General features: G+C 68.4%; 8 protein-coding genes and 2 rRNA genes. 5 read left to right on the forward strand and 5 right to left on the reverse strand.

Annotation, left to right across the window (positions count from 1 at the left end; genetic code table 11):
- Positions 1-59 precede the first annotated feature (59 nt).
- The 5 genes from NLU66_RS17155 to glsA all read right to left on the reverse strand — a co-directional run bounded on the left by NLU66_RS17155 (position 60) and on the right by glsA (position 9142).
- Positions 60-3123: ribosomal RNA gene (locus tag NLU66_RS17155) — 23S ribosomal RNA — on the reverse strand.
- Positions 3124-3477: 354 nt separating this feature from the next.
- A 16S ribosomal RNA gene (locus NLU66_RS17160) occupies positions 3478-4996 on the reverse strand.
- Together the 16S and 23S rRNA genes form the textbook arrangement of a ribosomal RNA operon.
- Positions 4997-5452: 456 nt before the next feature.
- Positions 5453-7234: a glycosyltransferase family 2 protein gene (locus tag NLU66_RS17165; protein ID WP_259360809.1), complete on the reverse strand. Its 1782-nt coding sequence runs from the start codon at positions 7232-7234 to the stop codon at positions 5453-5455.
- Positions 7231-8061 carry a DUF5926 family protein gene (locus NLU66_RS17170; RefSeq protein WP_259360810.1) on the reverse strand — a complete coding sequence of 277 codons (831 nt, stop codon included), beginning with the start codon at positions 8059-8061 and terminating at the stop codon, positions 7231-7233. Before NLU66_RS17170 ends, NLU66_RS17165 begins: the two co-directional genes overlap by 4 nt.
- A 10-nt stretch (positions 8062-8071) precedes the next feature.
- On the reverse strand, positions 8072-9142 hold the full coding sequence (gene glsA / locus NLU66_RS17175; protein WP_259360811.1) for a glutaminase A: 1071 nt from the start codon (positions 9140-9142) through the stop codon (positions 8072-8074).
- 61 nt (positions 9143-9203) lie between these two features.
- On the opposite strand from glsA, the gene NLU66_RS17180 reads away from it, so the two are divergent.
- From NLU66_RS17180 to NLU66_RS17200, 5 genes are all read left to right on the forward strand, one after another.
- Positions 9204-11996, forward strand: a complete 2793-nt coding sequence (locus NLU66_RS17180) for an FAD-binding and (Fe-S)-binding domain-containing protein (protein ID WP_259360812.1) — start codon at positions 9204-9206, stop codon at positions 11994-11996.
- Between the two features lie 219 nt (positions 11997-12215).
- Positions 12216-13598, forward strand: a complete 1383-nt coding sequence (locus NLU66_RS17185) for a helix-turn-helix domain-containing protein (protein ID WP_259360813.1) — start codon at positions 12216-12218, stop codon at positions 13596-13598.
- A gap of 215 nt (positions 13599-13813) precedes the next feature.
- Positions 13814-15337 carry an aldehyde dehydrogenase family protein gene (locus NLU66_RS17190; protein ID WP_259360814.1) on the forward strand — a complete coding sequence of 508 codons (1524 nt, stop codon included), beginning with the start codon at positions 13814-13816 and terminating at the stop codon, positions 15335-15337.
- Positions 15338-15526: 189 nt separating this feature from the next.
- Positions 15527-16549: an alcohol dehydrogenase AdhP gene (gene adhP, locus NLU66_RS17195; protein ID WP_259360815.1), complete on the forward strand. Its 1023-nt coding sequence runs from the start codon at positions 15527-15529 to the stop codon at positions 16547-16549.
- Positions 16550-16707: 158 nt separating this feature from the next.
- Entirely contained in the window at positions 16708-17736 is a 1029-nt protein-coding gene (locus tag NLU66_RS17200; protein ID WP_259360816.1) for an ornithine cyclodeaminase, read from the forward strand.
- Positions 17737-17822: the final 86 nt, after the last annotated feature.

A 17822-nucleotide genomic window follows, 5' to 3' on the forward strand; every position in this document is an offset into this window, starting at 1 on the left:
GAGTTGCTTCTCCAGAACCACACAGTGGACGCGAACACCAGCAAACAACAAACTTTGATGTTGATAAGTCATCGGCCATTAGTACCAGTCAGCTCCACACATTGCTGTGCTTCCACATCTGGCCTATCAACCCAGTCATCTACTGGGGGCCTCTCACCCACAAGGGGCACGGATATCTCATCTTGAAGCAGGCTTCCCGCTTAGATGCTTTCAGCGGTTATCCCTTCCCGACGTAGCCAACCAGCCATGCCCTTGGCAGAACAACTGGCACACCAGAGGTCAGTCCATCCCGGTCCTCTCGTACTAGGGACAGGTCTTCTCAAATATCCAACGCGCGCAGCGGATAGGGACCGAACTGTCTCACGACGTTCTAAACCCAGCTCGCGTACCGCTTTAATAGGCGAACAGCCTAACCCTTGGGACCAACTCCAGCCCCAGGATGCGACGAGCCGACATCGAGGTGCCAAACCATGCCGTCGATATGAGCTCTTGGGCAAGATCAGCCTGTTATCCCCGGGGTACCTTTTATCCGTTGAGCGACACCCATTCCACAATGAGGTGCCGGATCACTAGTTCCTGCTTTCGCACCTGCCCGACATGTCTGTCTCGCAGTCAAGCTCCCTTGTGCACTTACACTCAACACCTGATTGCCAACCAGGCTGAGGGAACCTTTGAGCGCCTCCGTTACTTTTTGGGAGGCAACCGCCCCAGTTAAACTACCCATCAGGCACTGTCCCTGATCCGGATCACGGACCGAGGTTAGGAATCCAGAACGACCAGAGTGGTATTTCAACAATGACTCCACACTCACTAGCGTGAATGCTTCCCAGTCTCCCACCTATCCTACACAAGCCGTTCCGAACACCAATACCAAACTATAGTAAAGGTCCCGGGGTCTTTCCGTCCTGCTGCGCGTAACGAGCATCTTTACTCGTAATGCAATTTCGCCGAGTTCGCGGTTGAGACAGTGGAGAAGTCGTTACGCCATTCGTGCAGGTCGGAACTTACCCGACAAGGAATTTCGCTACCTTAGGATGGTTATAGTTACCACCGCCGTTTACTGGGGCTTAAATTCTCAGCTTCGCTCCAAAGAGCTAACCGGTCCTCTTAACCTTCCAGCACCGGGCAGGCGTCAGTCCGTATACTGCGTCTTACGACTTCGCACGGACCTGTGTTTTTAGTAAACAGTCGCTTCTCCCTGGTCTCTGCGGCCCTCAGGGCTCTCACCCTTCAGGCCCCCCTTCTCCCGAAGTTACGGGGGCATTTTGCCGAGTTCCTTAACCACGATTCTCTCGAACGCCTTGGTATTCTCTACCTGATCACCTGAGTCGGTTTAGGGTACGGGCGACCGTATTCGTCACGCCGGAACTTTTCTTGGCAGTACAGGATCACTCACCTACGCCCATACGGGATCCCCTTCACGTCTGACCCTTGATGACCCCAGCATTACCCGGGGTCGGGCTGCACGCTTAGACGGACTATTCCATTAAGTCCGCGGAAGCTACCTCTCTGCGTCATCCCTCGCGCTGACCTACTACAACCTTGGTTCCCAGCCTCACAGCATCCCTCACCCCGAAGGGCAAGAGGACTGATCGGGTGGTTAGCATCGACTGCCTCGGTATGGGTCCTCCTACGATCGGTTCGGGAATATCAACCCGATGTCCATCGACTACGCCTGTCGGCCTCGCCTTAGGTCCCGACTAACCCAGGGCGGATTAACCTAGCCCTGGAACCCTTGATCAATCGGCGGACGGGTTTCTCACCCGTCTTTCGCTACTCATGCCTGCATTCTCACTCGAACAGCCTCCACCACTGGGTTCCCCCGCGGCTTCGCTGGCTGCTCGACGCTCCCCTACCCATCCCGGCAGAACCGGAATGACACAGCTTCGGCGGTGTACTTGAGCCCCGCTACATTGTCGGCGCAAAATCACTTGACCAGTGAGCTATTACGCACTCTTTCAAGGGTGGCTGCTTCTAAGCCAACCTCCTGGTTGTCTCAGCAACTTCACATCCTTTTCCACTTAGCACACGCTTAGGGGCCTTAGCTGATGTTCTGGGCTGTTTCCCTCTCGACTATGAAGCTTATCCCCCACAGTCTCACTGCTGCGCTCTCACGTACCGGCATTCGGAGTTTGGCTAAGGTCAGTAACCCGGTGGGGCCCATCGCCTATCCAGTGCTCTACCTCCGGCACGAAACACGCAACGCTGCACCTAAATGCATTTCGGGGAGAACCAGCTATCACGAAGTTTGATTGGCCTTTCACCCCTATCCACAGGTCATCCCCTCCATTTTCAACTGAAGTGGGTTCGCGCCTCCACGCGGTCTTACCCGCGCTTCACACTGCCCATGGATAGATCACTTCGCTTCGGGTCTAGAGCCGGCGACTGAACGCCCCGTTCAGACTCGCTTTCGCTACGGCTACCCCACACGGGTTAACCTCGCCACCGACCACTAACTCGCAGGCTCATTCTTCAAAAGGCACGCCGTCACCCCGTAAGGCTCCGACGGATTGTAAGCACACGGTTTCAGGTACTATTTCACTCCCCTCCCGGGGTACTTTTCACCTTTCCCTCACGGTACTTGTCCGCTATCGGTCAAGAGGTAGTATTCAGGCTTACCAGGTGGTCCTGGCAGATTCACACCGGATTTCACGGGTCCGGTGCTACTCGGGAACAGCGCCCAACGCCATGCAACAGTTTCGTCTACGGGGGTCACACCCTCTACGCCGTCGCACTCAACACGACTTCGACTACCATCACACATTCACGTCGACCGTCCGGCAGAACAGTCCAGCACGTCCCACAACCCCCAACCTGCAACCCCTGCCGGGTATCACACAGGCTCGGTTTAGCCTCATCCGCTTTCGCTCGCCACTACTCACGGAATCACTATTTGTTTTCTCTTCCTGCGGGTACTGAGATGTTTCACTTCCCCGCGTTCCCTCCACACCACCTATACATTCAGTGGCGGGTACCAGGGCATGACCCCTGGTGGGTTTCCCCATTCGGACATCCTCGGATCACAGGTCGGTTGTCACCTTCCCGAGGCTTTTCGCAGACTCCCACGTCCTTCATCGGCTCCTCTTGCCAAGGCATTCACCGTGTGCCCTTTAAGACTTGGCAACACAAAGACACTAAAATTGCTTACAAGATGCTCGCGTCCACTATGTAGTTCTCAAGAAACAACCCCACACCCACACCACCAACGCAACCGCGCCGACCATGCAGGGGAGGACCAGCCACACACCCCACACCGACCCGAAGACCAGTGCCAGGGCTGCGTGCAGCCTCACAACTCAATAGCGTGCCTCCACCTCAAACCAACGACTCCCCCGCTCGTTCCAGACCCACTCGGGGTCGTACTAGAGCCGGTCACCGCCGGCGAAGTGCCTCTTCGTTGATGTTCCACCCTTGAGCAACCATCCTCACCACACGCGGGTGAGCAGACAGCCACCAATCATTGGTGTAGCTCCTTAGAAAGGAGGTGATCCAGCCGCACCTTCCGGTACGGCTACCTTGTTACGACTTAGTCCCAATCACCGATCCCACCTTCGACAGCTCCCTCACGAGGATGGGCCACTGGCTTCGGGTGTTACCGACTTTCGTGACTTGACGGGCGGTGTGTACAAGGCCCGGGAACGTATTCACCGCAGCGTTGCTGATCTGCGATTACTAGCGACTCCGACTTCATGGGGTCGAGTTGCAGACCCCAATCCGAACTGAGACCGGCTTTTTGGGATTCGCTCCACCTCACAGTTTCGCAACCCTTTGTACCGGCCATTGTAGCATGCGTGAAGCCCAAGACATAAGGGGCATGATGATTTGACGTCGTCCCCACCTTCCTCCGAGTTGACCCCGGCAGTCTCCCATGAGTCCCCGCCATTACGCGCTGGCAACATGGAACGAGGGTTGCGCTCGTTGCGGGACTTAACCCAACATCTCACGACACGAGCTGACGACAACCATGCACCACCTGTGCACCAGTCCGAAGAAAACCCCATCTCTGGAGTCGTCCGGTGCATGTCAAGCCTTGGTAAGGTTCTTCGCGTTGCATCGAATTAATCCGCATGCTCCGCCGCTTGTGCGGGCCCCCGTCAATTCCTTTGAGTTTTAGCCTTGCGGCCGTACTCCCCAGGCGGGGCACTTAATGCGTTAGCTACGACGCGGAAAACGTGGAATGTTCCCCACATCTAGTGCCCAACGTTTACGGCATGGACTACCAGGGTATCTAATCCTGTTCGCTCCCCATGCTTTCGCTTCTCAGTGTCAGTAATGGCCCAGAGACCTGCCTTCGCCATCGGTGTTCTTCCTGATATCTGCGCATTTCACCGCTACACCAGGAGTTCCAGTCTCCCCTACCACACTCTAGCCTGCCCGTACCCACCGCACGCCCGAGGTTGAGCCTCGGGTTTTCACGGCAGACGCGACAAGCCACCTACAAGCTCTTTACGCCCAATAATTCCGGACAACGCTTGCGCCCTACGTATTACCGCGGCTGCTGGCACGTAGTTAGCCGGCGCTTCTTCTGCAGGTACCGTCACTTTCGCTTCTTCCCTGCTGAAAGAGGTTTACAACCCGAAGGCCGTCATCCCTCACGCGGCGTCGCTGCATCAGGCTTTCGCCCATTGTGCAATATTCCCCACTGCTGCCTCCCGTAGGAGTCTGGGCCGTGTCTCAGTCCCAGTGTGGCCGGTCGCCCTCTCAGGCCGGCTACCCGTCATCGCCTTGGTGAGCCACTACCTCACCAACAAACTGATAGGCCGCGAGCCCATCCTTCACCGAAAAACTTTCCAACACCCGCCATGCGACAGGAGCTCATATCCGGTATTAGCCCCGATTTCCCGAGGTTATCCCAGAGTGAAGGGCAGGTTGCTCACGTGTTACTCACCCGTTCGCCACTAATCAGGCCGAGCAAGCTCGGCCGTCATCGTTCGACTTGCATGTGTTAAGCACGCCGCCAGCGTTCGTCCTGAGCCAGGATCAAACTCTCCATGAAAAAACATGAAAAACTATAAACCTGACAAAAAACAAACAACCAGCATGTAACTGCTAATCATCCGTATATTCTGCCAATCAAATATTGGCATCAACAAATAGACACGCTATTGAGATATCAAGCAACACGCGCACTCAGTATCAGAACCCTTCCGAGTTCCTCGCTCCGAGGCAACCCCTATAACTTAGGGGATCCGGTTCTCCATGTCAATTCGGTGCGGTGTGAACCGCGCCTCATCAGTTCTGAAGTTATCCGAAGCGCCTGGTGGGAGTCGATTTCGCGTTCCGCCACTTCTGGCCTTCCCGCTGTCCCGATCTCCCGGGCACGAGGAAGAACATTACGTGGATCCCCGGGTCCGGTCAACTTGAGAGGCCCCTTTTCGGAGTGGCCTCGGCCACTTTTCTTCACGCAAGGGCATCACTGCAGGTCAGAGGCGTGTCCGGGCCCCGGATCCGCTCAGGCGGAGGGGTGGCCCGGATCCTCACCCGCAGAGGAGGCGCCGTTCTGGGCGTCGACGGCCTCATGGACCACGAGGGATGTGTACTCGTCCGCAGCGAGGGAGTCGCGCAGCGCCTCCGGGATCTGCGGCTCGGGCGACCCCAGATGGGAAGCGATGATCACCGCGTGGATCGGTGCGAAGGGCCCGGTCACCGGGGCGGCGTGCAGCCGGGCCGCGAGGGCATCGAGGTCCACGCCCGCCAGGTAGGCGATGTCGTCCGTGTCGAAGAGCCCCTCGACGGGGAGGTCCCGCAGGGCACGATCGAGCGCCTCGATGTCCGTGTCCTCCAGGCGGGTGAGGTCGTCCTCCTCGAACTCCCCGTCCACGGGGAGCGCGGCGAGGCGCTGCCGGAGGCCGGCGGGGCGGACCCATGCGGTGCCGCCCGTCGTGCCGGCACGCCGGGAGGCGGACGCCGTCGATGATCCGCTCGTGCTCAGCGAGGAGTGCGAGGTCGTCTCTGGCTCGACGGCCGCCTCGGGCTCGGGCTCGACGGCAGTCTCGGCCTCGCCGGCCTCCTTGGCAGCGTCGGCATCGGCGGAATCGGCGGAGTCGGCATCGGCGGCAACGCCGATCTCGGCGGGGTCAGCGGGGTCGGCCTCGTGGACCTCGCCTGACTCCTCTCCGACGGTCACCTCGACGGCGCGCGGTCCGGGTCGCGGACCGGCCGAGGGGGCATCGCTCGTCGTGGCCGTGGCGTCAGCCGTCGTGGGAGCCGGCGCGACGAGGGGCGTCACGCCCTCCTCGGGATCGTCCTGGTCGAGAGGGGCCGCACCCTCCTCGGGATCGTCGTACGCGGCGGGAGCGGGAGCGTCGGCCCCGCTCGCCTCGAAGGAGCCGCCGTCCACGAGAGAGCTGCCGTCCGTGAGCGCAGCGCCGTCGGTCTCCTCCTCCCCTGGGATCTCCGGGGACAGGCGCCGACGGGCGGCGAGGGCGCGCACCACGTCCCGGAGCTGGGCGGCGCGGTGCAGCTGCCCGCGCAGGTCCTTGCCGGTCGCCCGATGGTGGAGGTCGCAGGGGATCTCCTTCACCCAGAACCCCGCGGTGACCGCGTCGATGCTGAGCCCGGTCTCCACGCCCCACCCGCCGGCGAGGGGCTGCACGGCCTCCCATGCCTCGCGGGTGATGCAGCGGGTGCCCGAGAGCGGCTGCTGCGGCTCCCATCCCGTGGCGCGGCGGATCCCGTTGCGGCTCGTGCGCACCACGATGCCCATGCCGGAGGCTCCCACCTGCGGGGGCAGCAGTGCGATCGCCATGTCCACCCCGGTCACGAGCACGGCGTCCACGAGGGGCTGCGCGGCGGAGGCGGAGGCCCCCATGTCCGCGTCGAGGAAGAGCAGTGCCCGCTGCACGGGGGCGTCGTCGGCCTCGTGGTCGACGATGACCGGCAGCGGGCCCGTGTGGCCGGCGACCCGGGGCTCGGCGTGGATCTCCTCGGTGAAGTCCGCACCGCCGTCGGCCGTCGCGGCCGCCTCCCGCAGGGCCACGAGCTGAGCACCCGTCCCCATCGCGGCGGCCTTGCCCCGGTTCACCCGGTGGCGGACGACGACCGCGCCCGCGCCCATGGCGATCGCGGCGGTCGAGTCGGTGGAGCCGTCGTCGACGACGACCACGAGGTCGACGCCCACGAGCGTGCGCGCCGCGTCGATCGTCGCCTCGATCCGCTCCGCCTCGTTCTTGGCGGGGATCACCACGGCGACCCGCTCAGGACGGTTCGCCGCGAGCGGCCCCGCGGTGCTCATCGCAGGGTCACCTGCCGCGCGACGATGCCGCCGCGGGCGCGCCGCTCGGCGGGCGTGAGCGGGTCCGTGCTCGCGAGCGCCTCCTCGAAGCGGGAGCGGAAGGCCTCCGCCTCCGCGGCGACGCCGGCGGCCCCGTAGCCCTTGGGCAGGTCCCACACGGGGATCGTCATGCCCTCCGCGCGGAAGGAGCCCACGTACTTCGTGCCCTCGCCGATCGCGGACTCACGCCGCGCGTGCAGGCGGGTGACGGCGTCGATGACGCGGTCCTCGTCCGCGTCGAGCACCCAGCGGAGGTGCTCCTTCGCCCCGGCGTCCACCCAGAACGCATGGGGCAGGCCCTCCACCGCGGCGGTCGCCATGATCGACTCGTTCGCGTGCTGCAGGGAGTGCTCGATCTCCGCGGTGCGCTCGGCACCCGGGTCCAGCCAGAAGTCGAAGGTGTCGTGCACGGTCAGCTCACCGATCGACGCGGGGTCCAGCAGGTCCTGCAGCCGCGGGGACTCCGCCGTCACCTCGACGGCGGTGACCGGGGTGCCGGGCTCGGAGGCCAGCGCGGAGGCGAGCGCCTGGCCGATCCCGCGGGAGAGGTCACCGCCCGGGTAGCTCGCCTGGACGCCGACGATGACGGAGCCGTCGGAGCGGCGCACCGCGGGCCAGGCCATCGGCAGGATCGTCGCGAGCACGACGGGGACGTCCCCGTGCTCGGCGGTGGTGCGCGCCGGGGCGGTCGCGGCGGGGACCAGCTGGCGCATGGCCACCAGGTCCCGCTCGTTCGGCAGCCCCTCGAAGGGACGTCGGACCAGGTCGTTGCTCGCGGCAGAACTCATGGACGCGAGTCTAGCGATCGTCCCCGTGCACGACGTGCCTCTCCCGGATCAGCTCCTCGGCGCGCTCGTGGAGGTCCCGCGGGGGCACGCCGTCCAGGAGGTGCAGGGCGAAGTCCGCGCTGAACCGCTCGAAGAAGAGGGTGCCGCGCACCGAGTTCCCGTGGAGGTCGAGCTGCGGGGCGTAGCTCGCGACGCCGAAGCGGGAGGGCAGCGCCGCGATGATCCCGCCGCCCACGCCGGACTTCGCGGGCAGGCCGACGTCGCTCACCCAGTCCCCCGCGTTGTCGTACATGCCGCAGGTCATCATCACCGAGAGCACCTGGCGCGCCGCGACGCGGGAGAAGACGCGCTCCCCCGTGAGCGGGTTCGTGCCGCCCGAGGCGAGGGTCGCGGCCATCACCGCGAGGTCCGTGACGGTGGTGAGCACGGCGCAGCCCTGGACGTAGCCGCCCACGACCTCCGCGGCGTCCTCCTCCATCGATCCCGCGGCGCGGAGCATGTATGCGAGCGCGAGGTTGCGGTCAGCGGTGCCGAGCTCCTCCTCGAAGGTCTCGCGGTGCAGCTCGAGCGGGTGCCCGGCCGCGGCGTCGAGCACGGCGCGCAGGCGCTGGGTGCGCTCGGACTGCTCGGCGCCGAGCATCGCGTGCGTGCGGATCGCGCCGATGTTCACGAGCGGGTTCTTGGGCTTCTTCGTGTGCGGGTCCAGGCTGAGGGCGTTGAACTCCTCCCCCGTGGGCTCCTCATCCACGACGGAGTCCACGTGCTCCATGCCGTGGAGATCGATCGCGGCGCCGTAGGCGAAGGCCTTCGAGATCGACTGCACGGGGAAGGCGTGCTCGCGGCCGTTCCCGGCGCCGATGATCTCCCCGTCGATCCCGCAGAGGGCGACGCCGACGTGGTCCTCCCGGGCACCGGAGAGGCGGGACAGCTCGGGGATCTCGCCCGCCACCTCCGCGGAGCCGATGATGCCGCGGTCCAGCAGCACCGCGTCCTGCGGGGCGGCGTCGTCGGTCTCCGTGCAGGCGGCCGCGGAGAGCTCGGTGGTCAGGCGGTCGAGGTAGGTGCTCAGTGCGCTGGTCACGCCCCGACCGTACCGGTCCGCCGCGCCCGAGGGGCGGGCCGTACGGGGATAGCGTGGGCGCATGAGCCCCGCACCGTCGCTGGACACCTCGCCCGTCACCCGCCATGCGCTCTCCCACGACGCCTCCCACTACCTGCTGCTGCCCGCGGCGGTCGCGGTGCCCCGGGACGAGGCGGAGGTCGCGGCGCTGCTCGCCCGGATGGTGCAGGAGCGGCGCCCGGTGACCTTCCGCTCCGGCGGGACGAGCCTCTCCGGGCAGGCGCAGACCTCCTCGGTGCTCGCCGACGTGCGTCGCGGCTTCCGCTCGGTCGAGGTGCTCGGGGGCGGCGCCCGGGTGCGGGTGGGACCGGGGGCGACCCTGCGCGAGGTCAATGCGCGCCTCGCCCCGCACGGACGGCGCCTGGGACCGGACCCGGCCTCGGAGACCGCGTGCACGATCGGCGGGATCATCGCGAACAACTCCTCCGGCATGGCTGCCGGCATCACGGAGAACACGTACCGCACCCTCGAGTCGCTGCGCTGCGTGCTCCCCTCCGGCACGGTGCTCGACACCTCCCACCCCCGCGCCGACGCCCTCCTGCGCGAGGCGGAGCCCGCCCTCCACGCGGGTCTCGACGCACTCGCGGCGCGGGTGCGGGCGGATCCGGAGGCGGTGCGCGTGATCCGCGAGCGCTTCGCCCTGAAGAACACGATGGGCTACGGGATCAACGCGCTGCTCGACTTCGACGAGCCCGCCCAGATCCTCGCCCACCTCGTCATCGGCTCCGAGGGGACCCTCGCCTTCGTCTCCTCGGCGGTGTTCCGCACCGTCGCCGTCCCCGCGCACACCGCGACCGGGCTGCTCGTGCTGCCGGACCTGCGCCGTGCGACGGCCGCCCTGCCCGCCCTCACCGAGCAGGGCTTCGCGACCGTCGAGCTGCTCGACGCGCGCTCGCTCGAGGTCGCCCGCGCCCTCGCGGGCGCCCCGCAGGAGATCACGGCGCTCGACTTGCGCGGTCATGCGGCGCTGCTGCTCGAGCAGCGGGCCGACGACCCCGCGGAGCTCACGGAGCGCGTCGAGCGGGCCGAGCAGCTCGCCCGCGGGCTCGACCCCGCCGCCGGCTTCGCCATGACCACCGACCCGGGCCGCCGCTCGGCCCTCTGGACGGCCCGCAAGGGTCTGTACGCGGCGGTCGCCGGGGCCCGGCCTGCCGGCTCCACCGCCCTGCTCGAGGACGTCGCCGTGCCGGTGCCGGCCCTCGAGGCGACCTGCGCGGGACTGCAGGAGCTCTTCACCCGGCACGGCTACGACGGCGCGGTGATCTTCGGCCACGCGAAGGACGGCAACATCCACTTCCTGCTCGACGAGCACCTGGACCGCGGGGACCGGCTCGAGGCCTTCACCGAGGACATGGTCGAGCTCGTGCTGGGGCACGGTGGGAACCTCAAGGCCGAGCACGGCACGGGACGCGTGATGGCGCCCTTCGTGGAGCGGCAGTACGGCCCCGCGCTGCACGCCGTGATGCGGGAGATCAAGGCGCTCGTGGACCCGGGCGGGATCCTCAACCCCGGCGTGGTGCTCACCGACGACCCCCGGGCCCACATGCGGGACCTCAAGCCCGTGGTCGAGGTCGAGGAGGAGGTGGACCGCTGCGTGGAGTGCGGGTACTGCGAGCCCGTGTGCCCCAGCCGCGACCTCACCCTCACACCGCGGCAGCGGATCGTGCTGCGCCGCGACCTGCGCGCCGCGGAGCGCTCCGGGGACGAGGGCACCGCCCGCGCGATCCGCGAGGCCTACCCGTACGAGGGCCTCGCGACCTGCGCCGCGGACGGCATGTGCCAGAGCGCCTGCCCCGTGGGCATCAACACCGGGGACCTCGTACGACGCCTGCGCGCCGAGGAGGCCGGCCCGCTCGAGGGCGCGGCCTGGGCCGCCGCGGCCGGGAGCTGGGACACGGTCACGCGCGGAGCCTCCCTCGCGATGGGTGCGGCCGGGGCGCTGCCCCGCGGACTCCCCGCCGCGGCCACCGGGGCGGCGCGGGCGCTGCTCGGCGCGGACCGCGTGCCCGCCTACACCGCGGAGCTCCCCCGCCGCGGCGGGGCGGTGCGGCGGGGCGGGGGGCGGGGCCGGGCCTCCGCCGTGACCGCGGCCGTGCACCTCCCCGCCTGCGTCCACACGATGTTCGGCACAGGGAGCACAGGGAGCACAGGGGGCACGGCCGGCGCCGGGGCCCCCGGGGCGCTCGCCGTGCTCGCGGAGCGGGCCGGGGTGCGCCTCGCCGTCCCCGACGACGCCGCCTCCCTGTGCTGCGGGACGCCGTTCTCCTCGAAGGGCATGACCACGGCGAAGGAGCGCATGCACGAGCACCTGCGCCGCAGCCTGCGCACGGCGACGCAGGACGGAGCGCTGCCGGTCGTCGTCGACGCCGCGAGCTGCACCGAGGGTGTGCTCGGCGCCCTCGAGAGCCTGCACCGCGAGGGCGTGGACGTCGAGGTGATCGACGCCGTGACCTTCGCCCGCCGTCACCTCCTCCCCCGCCTCGAGATCCGCGGCCGCGTGCCCTCGGTGACCGTGCACCCCACGTGCTCGACGACCGCGCTCGGCGCGACCGAGGACCTCGTCGCCCTCGCCGAGGCCGCGGCGGAGGAGGTCGTCGTGCCCGTCGCCTGGGGCTGCTGCGCCTACGCCGGGGACCGCGGCATGCTGCACCCCGAGCTCACCGCCTCCGCGACGGCCGCGGAGGCGGCCGAGGTCGCCGCCCGCCCCACCACCGCGTACGTGAGCGCGAACCGCACCTGCGAGCTGGGCATGCACGCCGCGACCGGGCAGGAGTACCGCCACGTGCTCGAGCTGCTCGCGGAGGTCACCGCATGATCACCGCACGCGGGGCCTCGCCCCTCGCGCGTCCTCTCCCCCGCCTCCCCGTCGGTCCCGAGCACCGTTGCCCTCCCCCGTCGCCCCGGGTACCGTCGGACCATTCCCGGCACGACGGACGACGAGGTGGATCGTGACCGACCGAGCACGGCTCGCGGGCGCCTGCGCGCGCGGGTCGGACCGCCGCGACGACGGCGACATCGGCGACCGAGGAGCGCGATGACCGCCTCCCCGGTCCCGCCCACCGAGCGCGCCTACCAGCAGCAGGTGCTGCGCGCCCACGAGGACCTGCGCTCCGCGCTCGATCCCGCCCGCGGCACGCTCGGCGCCGTCCGCGCGCCCGTGCTCGAGAGCTGGGTGCGCTCGATCGCGAGCCTCTCCGCCCGCGGCGCCGCGGCCGTCGACCCGGCGGTCGTGGACGACGACCTCGAGGAGCTGCGGCGCGAGCACCTCTTCGCCCGCGTGCTGCCGCTGCTGCGCGACCGGCTCATCGACCCCGCGGTCTCCGCCGGGCTCGTGGTCGCCCTCGGCGATGCGGGCGGCCGCCTGCTGTGGGTCGAGGGCCAGCGGCCGATGCTCGCGCGCGCCGAGCGGATGGGCTTCACCCCCGGGGTGGACTGGTCCGAGCGGGCGATGGGCACCTCCGCCCCCGCCCTCGCCCTCTCCACGAGCGCGGCCGCGCAGGTCGTGGGCGCGGAGCACTTCGTCGAGGCGGTCCACCCCTGGAGCTGCTCCGCGGTGCCCGTGCTCCATCCGCTCACCCGGCAGACCCTCGGGGTCATCGACGTCACCGGCGGCGAGGACGCCGTCGCCCCGCTCGTGCTGCCCCTGCTCGCCTCCGCCGCCCGCGCCGCGGAGGAGGAGCTGCGCTCCCTGCTCGCCGAGGAGTCCGGCGGCGGAGGGGCCCCCGCCTCCGGCTCCGGATCCGCCCTGCCGACGGCCGCCTCACCCCGGTCCTTCCCGATCCTCTCGCCCCGGCCCGCTGCTGCGGCGTCCCCCGCTGCGCGGCTGCTCGTGCTCGGCCGCCGCACGCCGCTGCTCGTCGTCGGCGGGGAGCAGGTGGAGCTGAGCGGGAGGCACGCCGAGCTGCTCACGCTCCTGCACCGGGCCGGCGACGGGCTGAGCGGCGGGGAGCTCGCCCAGGACCTCCACGACTCCGGCGCCGCCGAGGGGACCGTGCGCGCGGAGCTCGTGCGCCTGCGCAAGGTGCTCGCCGCGCTACCCGGGCCCGAGGCCTCCCGGCCCGGTCTCGCCTCCCGGCCCTACCGCCTCACGGGCGGGATCACGAGCGACCTCCACGAGGCGCGGGAGGCGATCACCCGCGGTGACGTGGACCAGGTGCTCGCGAGCTACCGTGGCGCGCTGCTGCCCTCCTCCGACGCCCCCGCGATCCGTGACCTGCGGGAGCGCACGGCCGCGCTCGTGCACCAGCTGCTCATGGACAACGGCAGCTGGGACCAGCTGTGGAGGTACTCCCGGCTCCCCGAGGCCCGCGAGGGCGAGGACGTGCTCATGGCGGTGCTGTCCCTCGCCCCGCCGGACGCCCCCGAGCGCGCGGAGGCCGTGGTGCGGCTCGAGGAGCTGCGCGGCGCCGACCTCTGAGCACTGCCGTCCTCTGACCGCTGCCGTCCTCCGAGCACGCCCGACCTCCGAGCGCGCCGGCGCCGGGCCCGGAGCGGCCGGCACCGCAGCGGCCGTGCAACGTCGCCGCAACGTGACCCGGATTACAGTCGAATCACTCCGACGCCGCCGTCGGACCCCGATCGGTCCCCGGCGACGGAACGGACGGCAATTACGTTCGCGACGAAGGGAACCTCATGACCGTCTACGCACGCCCCGGCACCGAGGGAGCGAAGGTCTCCTTCCGCTCCCGCTACGAGAACTACATCGGGGGCCAGTGGGTACCGCCCACCAAGGGCGAGTACTTCCAGAACCCCACGCCGGTCACCGGCGAGATCTTCACCGAGGTCGCCCGCTCGACCGCGGAGGACGTGGAGCTCGCGCTCGACGCCGCCCACGCCGCGGCCCCCACCTGGAACACGACCTCCCCCGCGGAGCGCGCGGTGATCCTCAACAGGATCGCCGACCGCATCGAGGAGAACCTCGAGCACATCGCCGTCGCCGAGACCTGGGACAACGGCAAGCCCGTGCGGGAGACCCTCAACGCGGACATCCCGCTCGCGATCGACCACTTCCGCTACTTCGCCGGCGCGATCCGCGCCCAGGAGGGCGCGCTCTCCCAGATCGACGAGGACACGGTCGCCTACCACTTCCACGAGCCGCTCGGCGTGGTCGGCCAGATCATCCCGTGGAACTTCCCGATCCTCATGGCCGTCTGGAAGCTCGCCCCCGCCCTCGCGGCCGGCAACTGCGTGGTGCTCAAGCCCGCCGAGCAGACCCCCGCCTCGATCCTCGTGCTCTTCGAGCTCATCGGCGACCTGCTCCCGGGCGGCGTCGTCAACATCGTCAACGGGTTCGGCGTCGAGGCCGGCAAGCCGCTCGCCTCCAACAAGCGCATCGCGAAGATCGCCTTCACCGGCGAGACCACGACCGGCCGCCTGATCATGCAGTACGCGAGCCAGAACCTCATCCCGGTGACCCTCGAGCTGGGCGGCAAGAGCCCGAACCTCTTCTTCGAGGACGTCGCCGCGCAGAAGGACTCCTACTACGACAAGGCCCTCGAGGGCTTCGCGATGTTCTCCCTGAACCAGGGCGAGGTCTGCACCTGCCCCTCGCGCGCCCTCGTCCAGGACAGCATCTTCGACTCCTTCGTGGCCGACGGCCTCGAGCGGGTGGAGGCCACCAAGCAGGGCGACCCGCTGGACACCGACACGATGATCGGCGCGCAGGCGAGCAACGACCAGCTCGAGAAGATCCTGTCCTACATCGACATCGGCACCCAGGAGGGCGCGAAGCTGCTCACCGGCGGCGAGCGCGCCGACCTCGGCGGCGACCTCTCCGGCGGCTACTACGTGACCCCCACCGTGTTCGAGGGGAACAACTCGATGCGGATCTTCCAGGAGGAGATCTTCGGTCCCGTCCTGGCCCTGACCCGCTTCTCCGACTACGACGAGGCGATCTCGATCGCCAACGACACCCTCTACGGGCTCGGCTCGGGCGTGTGGAGCCGGCAGCAGAACACCATCTACCGCGCCGGGCGGGCCATCCAGGCCGGCCGCGTGTGGGTGAACAACTACCACTCCTACCCTGCGCACGCCGCGTTCGGCGGGTACAAGTCCTCCGGCATCGGCCGCGAGAACCACCTCATGATGCTCGACCACTACCAGCAGACGAAGAACCTCCTCGTCTCCTACTCGGAGCAGAAGCTCGGCTTCTTCTGAGCCGACCCCGAGCCCCGACGGGGGCGGCCGAGCCGCGCCGCCCGGCGCCAGCCCCGCCCCCGTCGGCAGCACCGCGGCGACCACCGTCGCGGAGTCCGACCGAAGACAGCACGAACGGTCCGCCGGCACCCTGCCGACGTCCCGCCCTCACCCCGCGCCCGATGACGGGCCGATCAAGGAGAGAGAACGATGACCAGCACCATGACCGCCGCCGTCGTCCACGAGTTCGGCAGCGAGCTCACCGTCGAGGACTACACCCTCCCCGAGCCCGGCCGCGGCCAGGCCCTCGTCAAGCTCATCGCCTCCGGCGTGTGCCATACCGACCTCCACGCCGCCGAGGGCGACTGGCCCGTGAAGCCCTCCCCGCCCTTCGTCCCCGGCCACGAGGGCGTGGGCGTCGTCGAGAAGATCGGCGAGGGCGTCGAGGACGTCGAGGTCGGCGACACGATCGGCAACGCCTGGCTGTGGAGCGCCTGCGGCGACTGCCAGTACTGCCGCACCGGCTGGGAGACGCTGTGCGAGCAGCAGGAGAACGGCGGCTACAGCGTCGACGGCTCCTTCGGCCAGTACATGCTCGTGGACACCAAGTTCGCGGCCCGCATCCCCGAGGGCGCCGACCCCTACGAGATCGCCCCCGTGCTGTGCGCCGGCGTCACCGTCTACAAGGGCCTCAAGCGCACCGAGGTACGCCCCGGCGAGTGGGTCGTCATCTCCGGGATCGGCGGCCTCGGCCACATCGCCGTGCAGTACGCGGTCGCGATGGGCATGCGCGTGATCGCGGTGGACATCGCCCAGGAGAAGCTCGACCTCGCCACGAAGCACGGCGCGGAGATCGTCGTCGACGCGTCGAGCGAGGACCCGGTCGCCGTCATCCAGGAGAAGGTGGGAGGCAGCCACGGCGTGCTCGTCACGGCCGTGCACCCCAAGGCGTTCGGCCAGGCGATCGGCATGACCCGCCGCGGCGGGACGATCGTCTTCAACGGTCTGCCCCCGGGCGACTTCCCCGCCCCGATCTTCGACATCGTGCTCAAGGGCCTCACGATCCGCGGCTCGATCGTCGGCACCCGTCAGGACCTCGCGGAGGCGATCGAGTTCTACGCCGCAGGGAAGATCCACCCGACCTTCACCAAGCGGCCGCTCGACGACATCAACCAGATCCTCGGTGAGATGAAGGAGGGCAAGATCGACGGCCGCGTGGTCATCGAGTACTGACCTCCCCGCCGGACCTTCCGCACGGACGGGCCCGGTCGCTCCCTCGGGGCGGCCGGGCCCGTCCGTGCGTTCCCGCGGCGGCGGCCGGTGCGGGGTCCTACGATGACGGCCAGGACTCCCTGCCGGTCCCCGACCGGCCCGCCCCGGAGGTGAGGACGATGACCCAGCTGCTCGACGTGACGGGTGCGGCGCGATGGATCCGGCGCGACGGCGCGGAGCGGATCCTCACCCGCATGGCGCAGTACCTCGAGGCGGACTACCGGCGCTGGGAGAGCTTCGAGAAGATCCCGCGCATCGCGAGCCACACGCCGCTCGGCGTCATCGAGCTCATGCCCACCTCCGACGGCGAGACGTACTCCTTCAAGTACGTCAACGGCCACCCCTCGAACCCCGCCCGCGGGTTCCAGACCGTCACCGCGTTCGGCGCCCTGGCCGACGTCGACAACGGCTATCCCGTGTTCCTCGCGGAGATGACGCTGCTGACGGCGCTGCGCACGGGGGCGCTCTCTGCCCTCGCGGCCCGGTACCTCGCCCGGCCGGATTCGCGGGTGCTCGCCCTGGTGCGCGCCGGCTCGCAGTCCGAGTTCCAGGCCCTCGCGATGCGCGGCCTGCTGGGGATCGAGGAGCTGCGCGTGGTCGACGTCGACCCGGCGGCCATGGCCAAGCTGCGCCGGAACCTCGAGCCGCTCGGCTTCCGGATCCACGACGCCGAGACGGTGGACGAGGCGGTCGACGGGGCGGACGTCATCACCACCTGCACCGCGGACAAGACCCGGGCGACGGTGCTGCGGGCGGACCAGGTGCGGCCCGGCGTGCACGTCAACGCGATCGGCGGCGACTGCCCCGGCAAGACCGAGCTCGAGGCCGCGCTCCTCGAGCGGGCCCGCGTGGTCGTCGAGTTCGCCCCGCAGACCCGCATCGAGGGCGAGATCCAGCAGATGGCGCCGGACTTCCCCGTCACCGAGCTGTGGGAGGTGCTCACGGGCGCCGCGCCGCGACGCCGCGACGCGGAGGAGATCACGGTGCTCGACTCGGTGGGCTTCGCGATCTCGGACTTCTCCGCCCTGCGCTGCGCGCGCGACGCGACCGCGGGCACGGATCTGGAGGCCTCCGTGGACCTCGTGGCCGATCCCGACGATCCGAAGGATCTCTTCTCGCTCGTGGACGTGCTCGCCCCGGTCCCGTGAGACCCACCCCCGAGCTGAAAGTTCTTGCGGGTTCTGCCTGCGCGGTTGAAGGTCGCTGTCACAGCTCGTAGGTTCATGGCAGGTCC

Origin of the sequence: Brachybacterium sp. NBEC-018 (assembly GCF_024860185.1) — a bacterium.
Lineage (GTDB): Bacteria > Actinomycetota > Actinomycetes > Actinomycetales > Dermabacteraceae > Brachybacterium > Brachybacterium rhamnosum.

Bases quoted from the DNA above. Each gene is read 5' to 3' on its own strand.
- NLU66_RS17185 (WP_259360813.1), top strand. From the start codon at position 12,216: ATGACCGCCTCCCCGGTCCCGCCCACCGAGCGCGCCTACCAGCAGCAG.
- NLU66_RS17165 (WP_259360809.1), bottom strand. From the start codon at position 7,234: ATGAGCACCGCGGGGCCGCTCGCGGCGAACCGTCCTGAGCGGGTCGCC.
- NLU66_RS17180 (WP_259360812.1), top strand. From the start codon at position 9,204: ATGAGCCCCGCACCGTCGCTGGACACCTCGCCCGTCACCCGCCATGCG.
- NLU66_RS17170 (WP_259360810.1), bottom strand. From the start codon at position 8,061: ATGAGTTCTGCCGCGAGCAACGACCTGGTCCGACGTCCCTTCGAGGGG.
- NLU66_RS17190 (WP_259360814.1), top strand. From the start codon at position 13,814: ATGACCGTCTACGCACGCCCCGGCACCGAGGGAGCGAAGGTCTCCTTC.
- NLU66_RS17200 (WP_259360816.1), top strand. From the start codon at position 16,708: ATGACCCAGCTGCTCGACGTGACGGGTGCGGCGCGATGGATCCGGCGC.
- adhP (WP_259360815.1), top strand. From the start codon at position 15,527: ATGACCAGCACCATGACCGCCGCCGTCGTCCACGAGTTCGGCAGCGAG.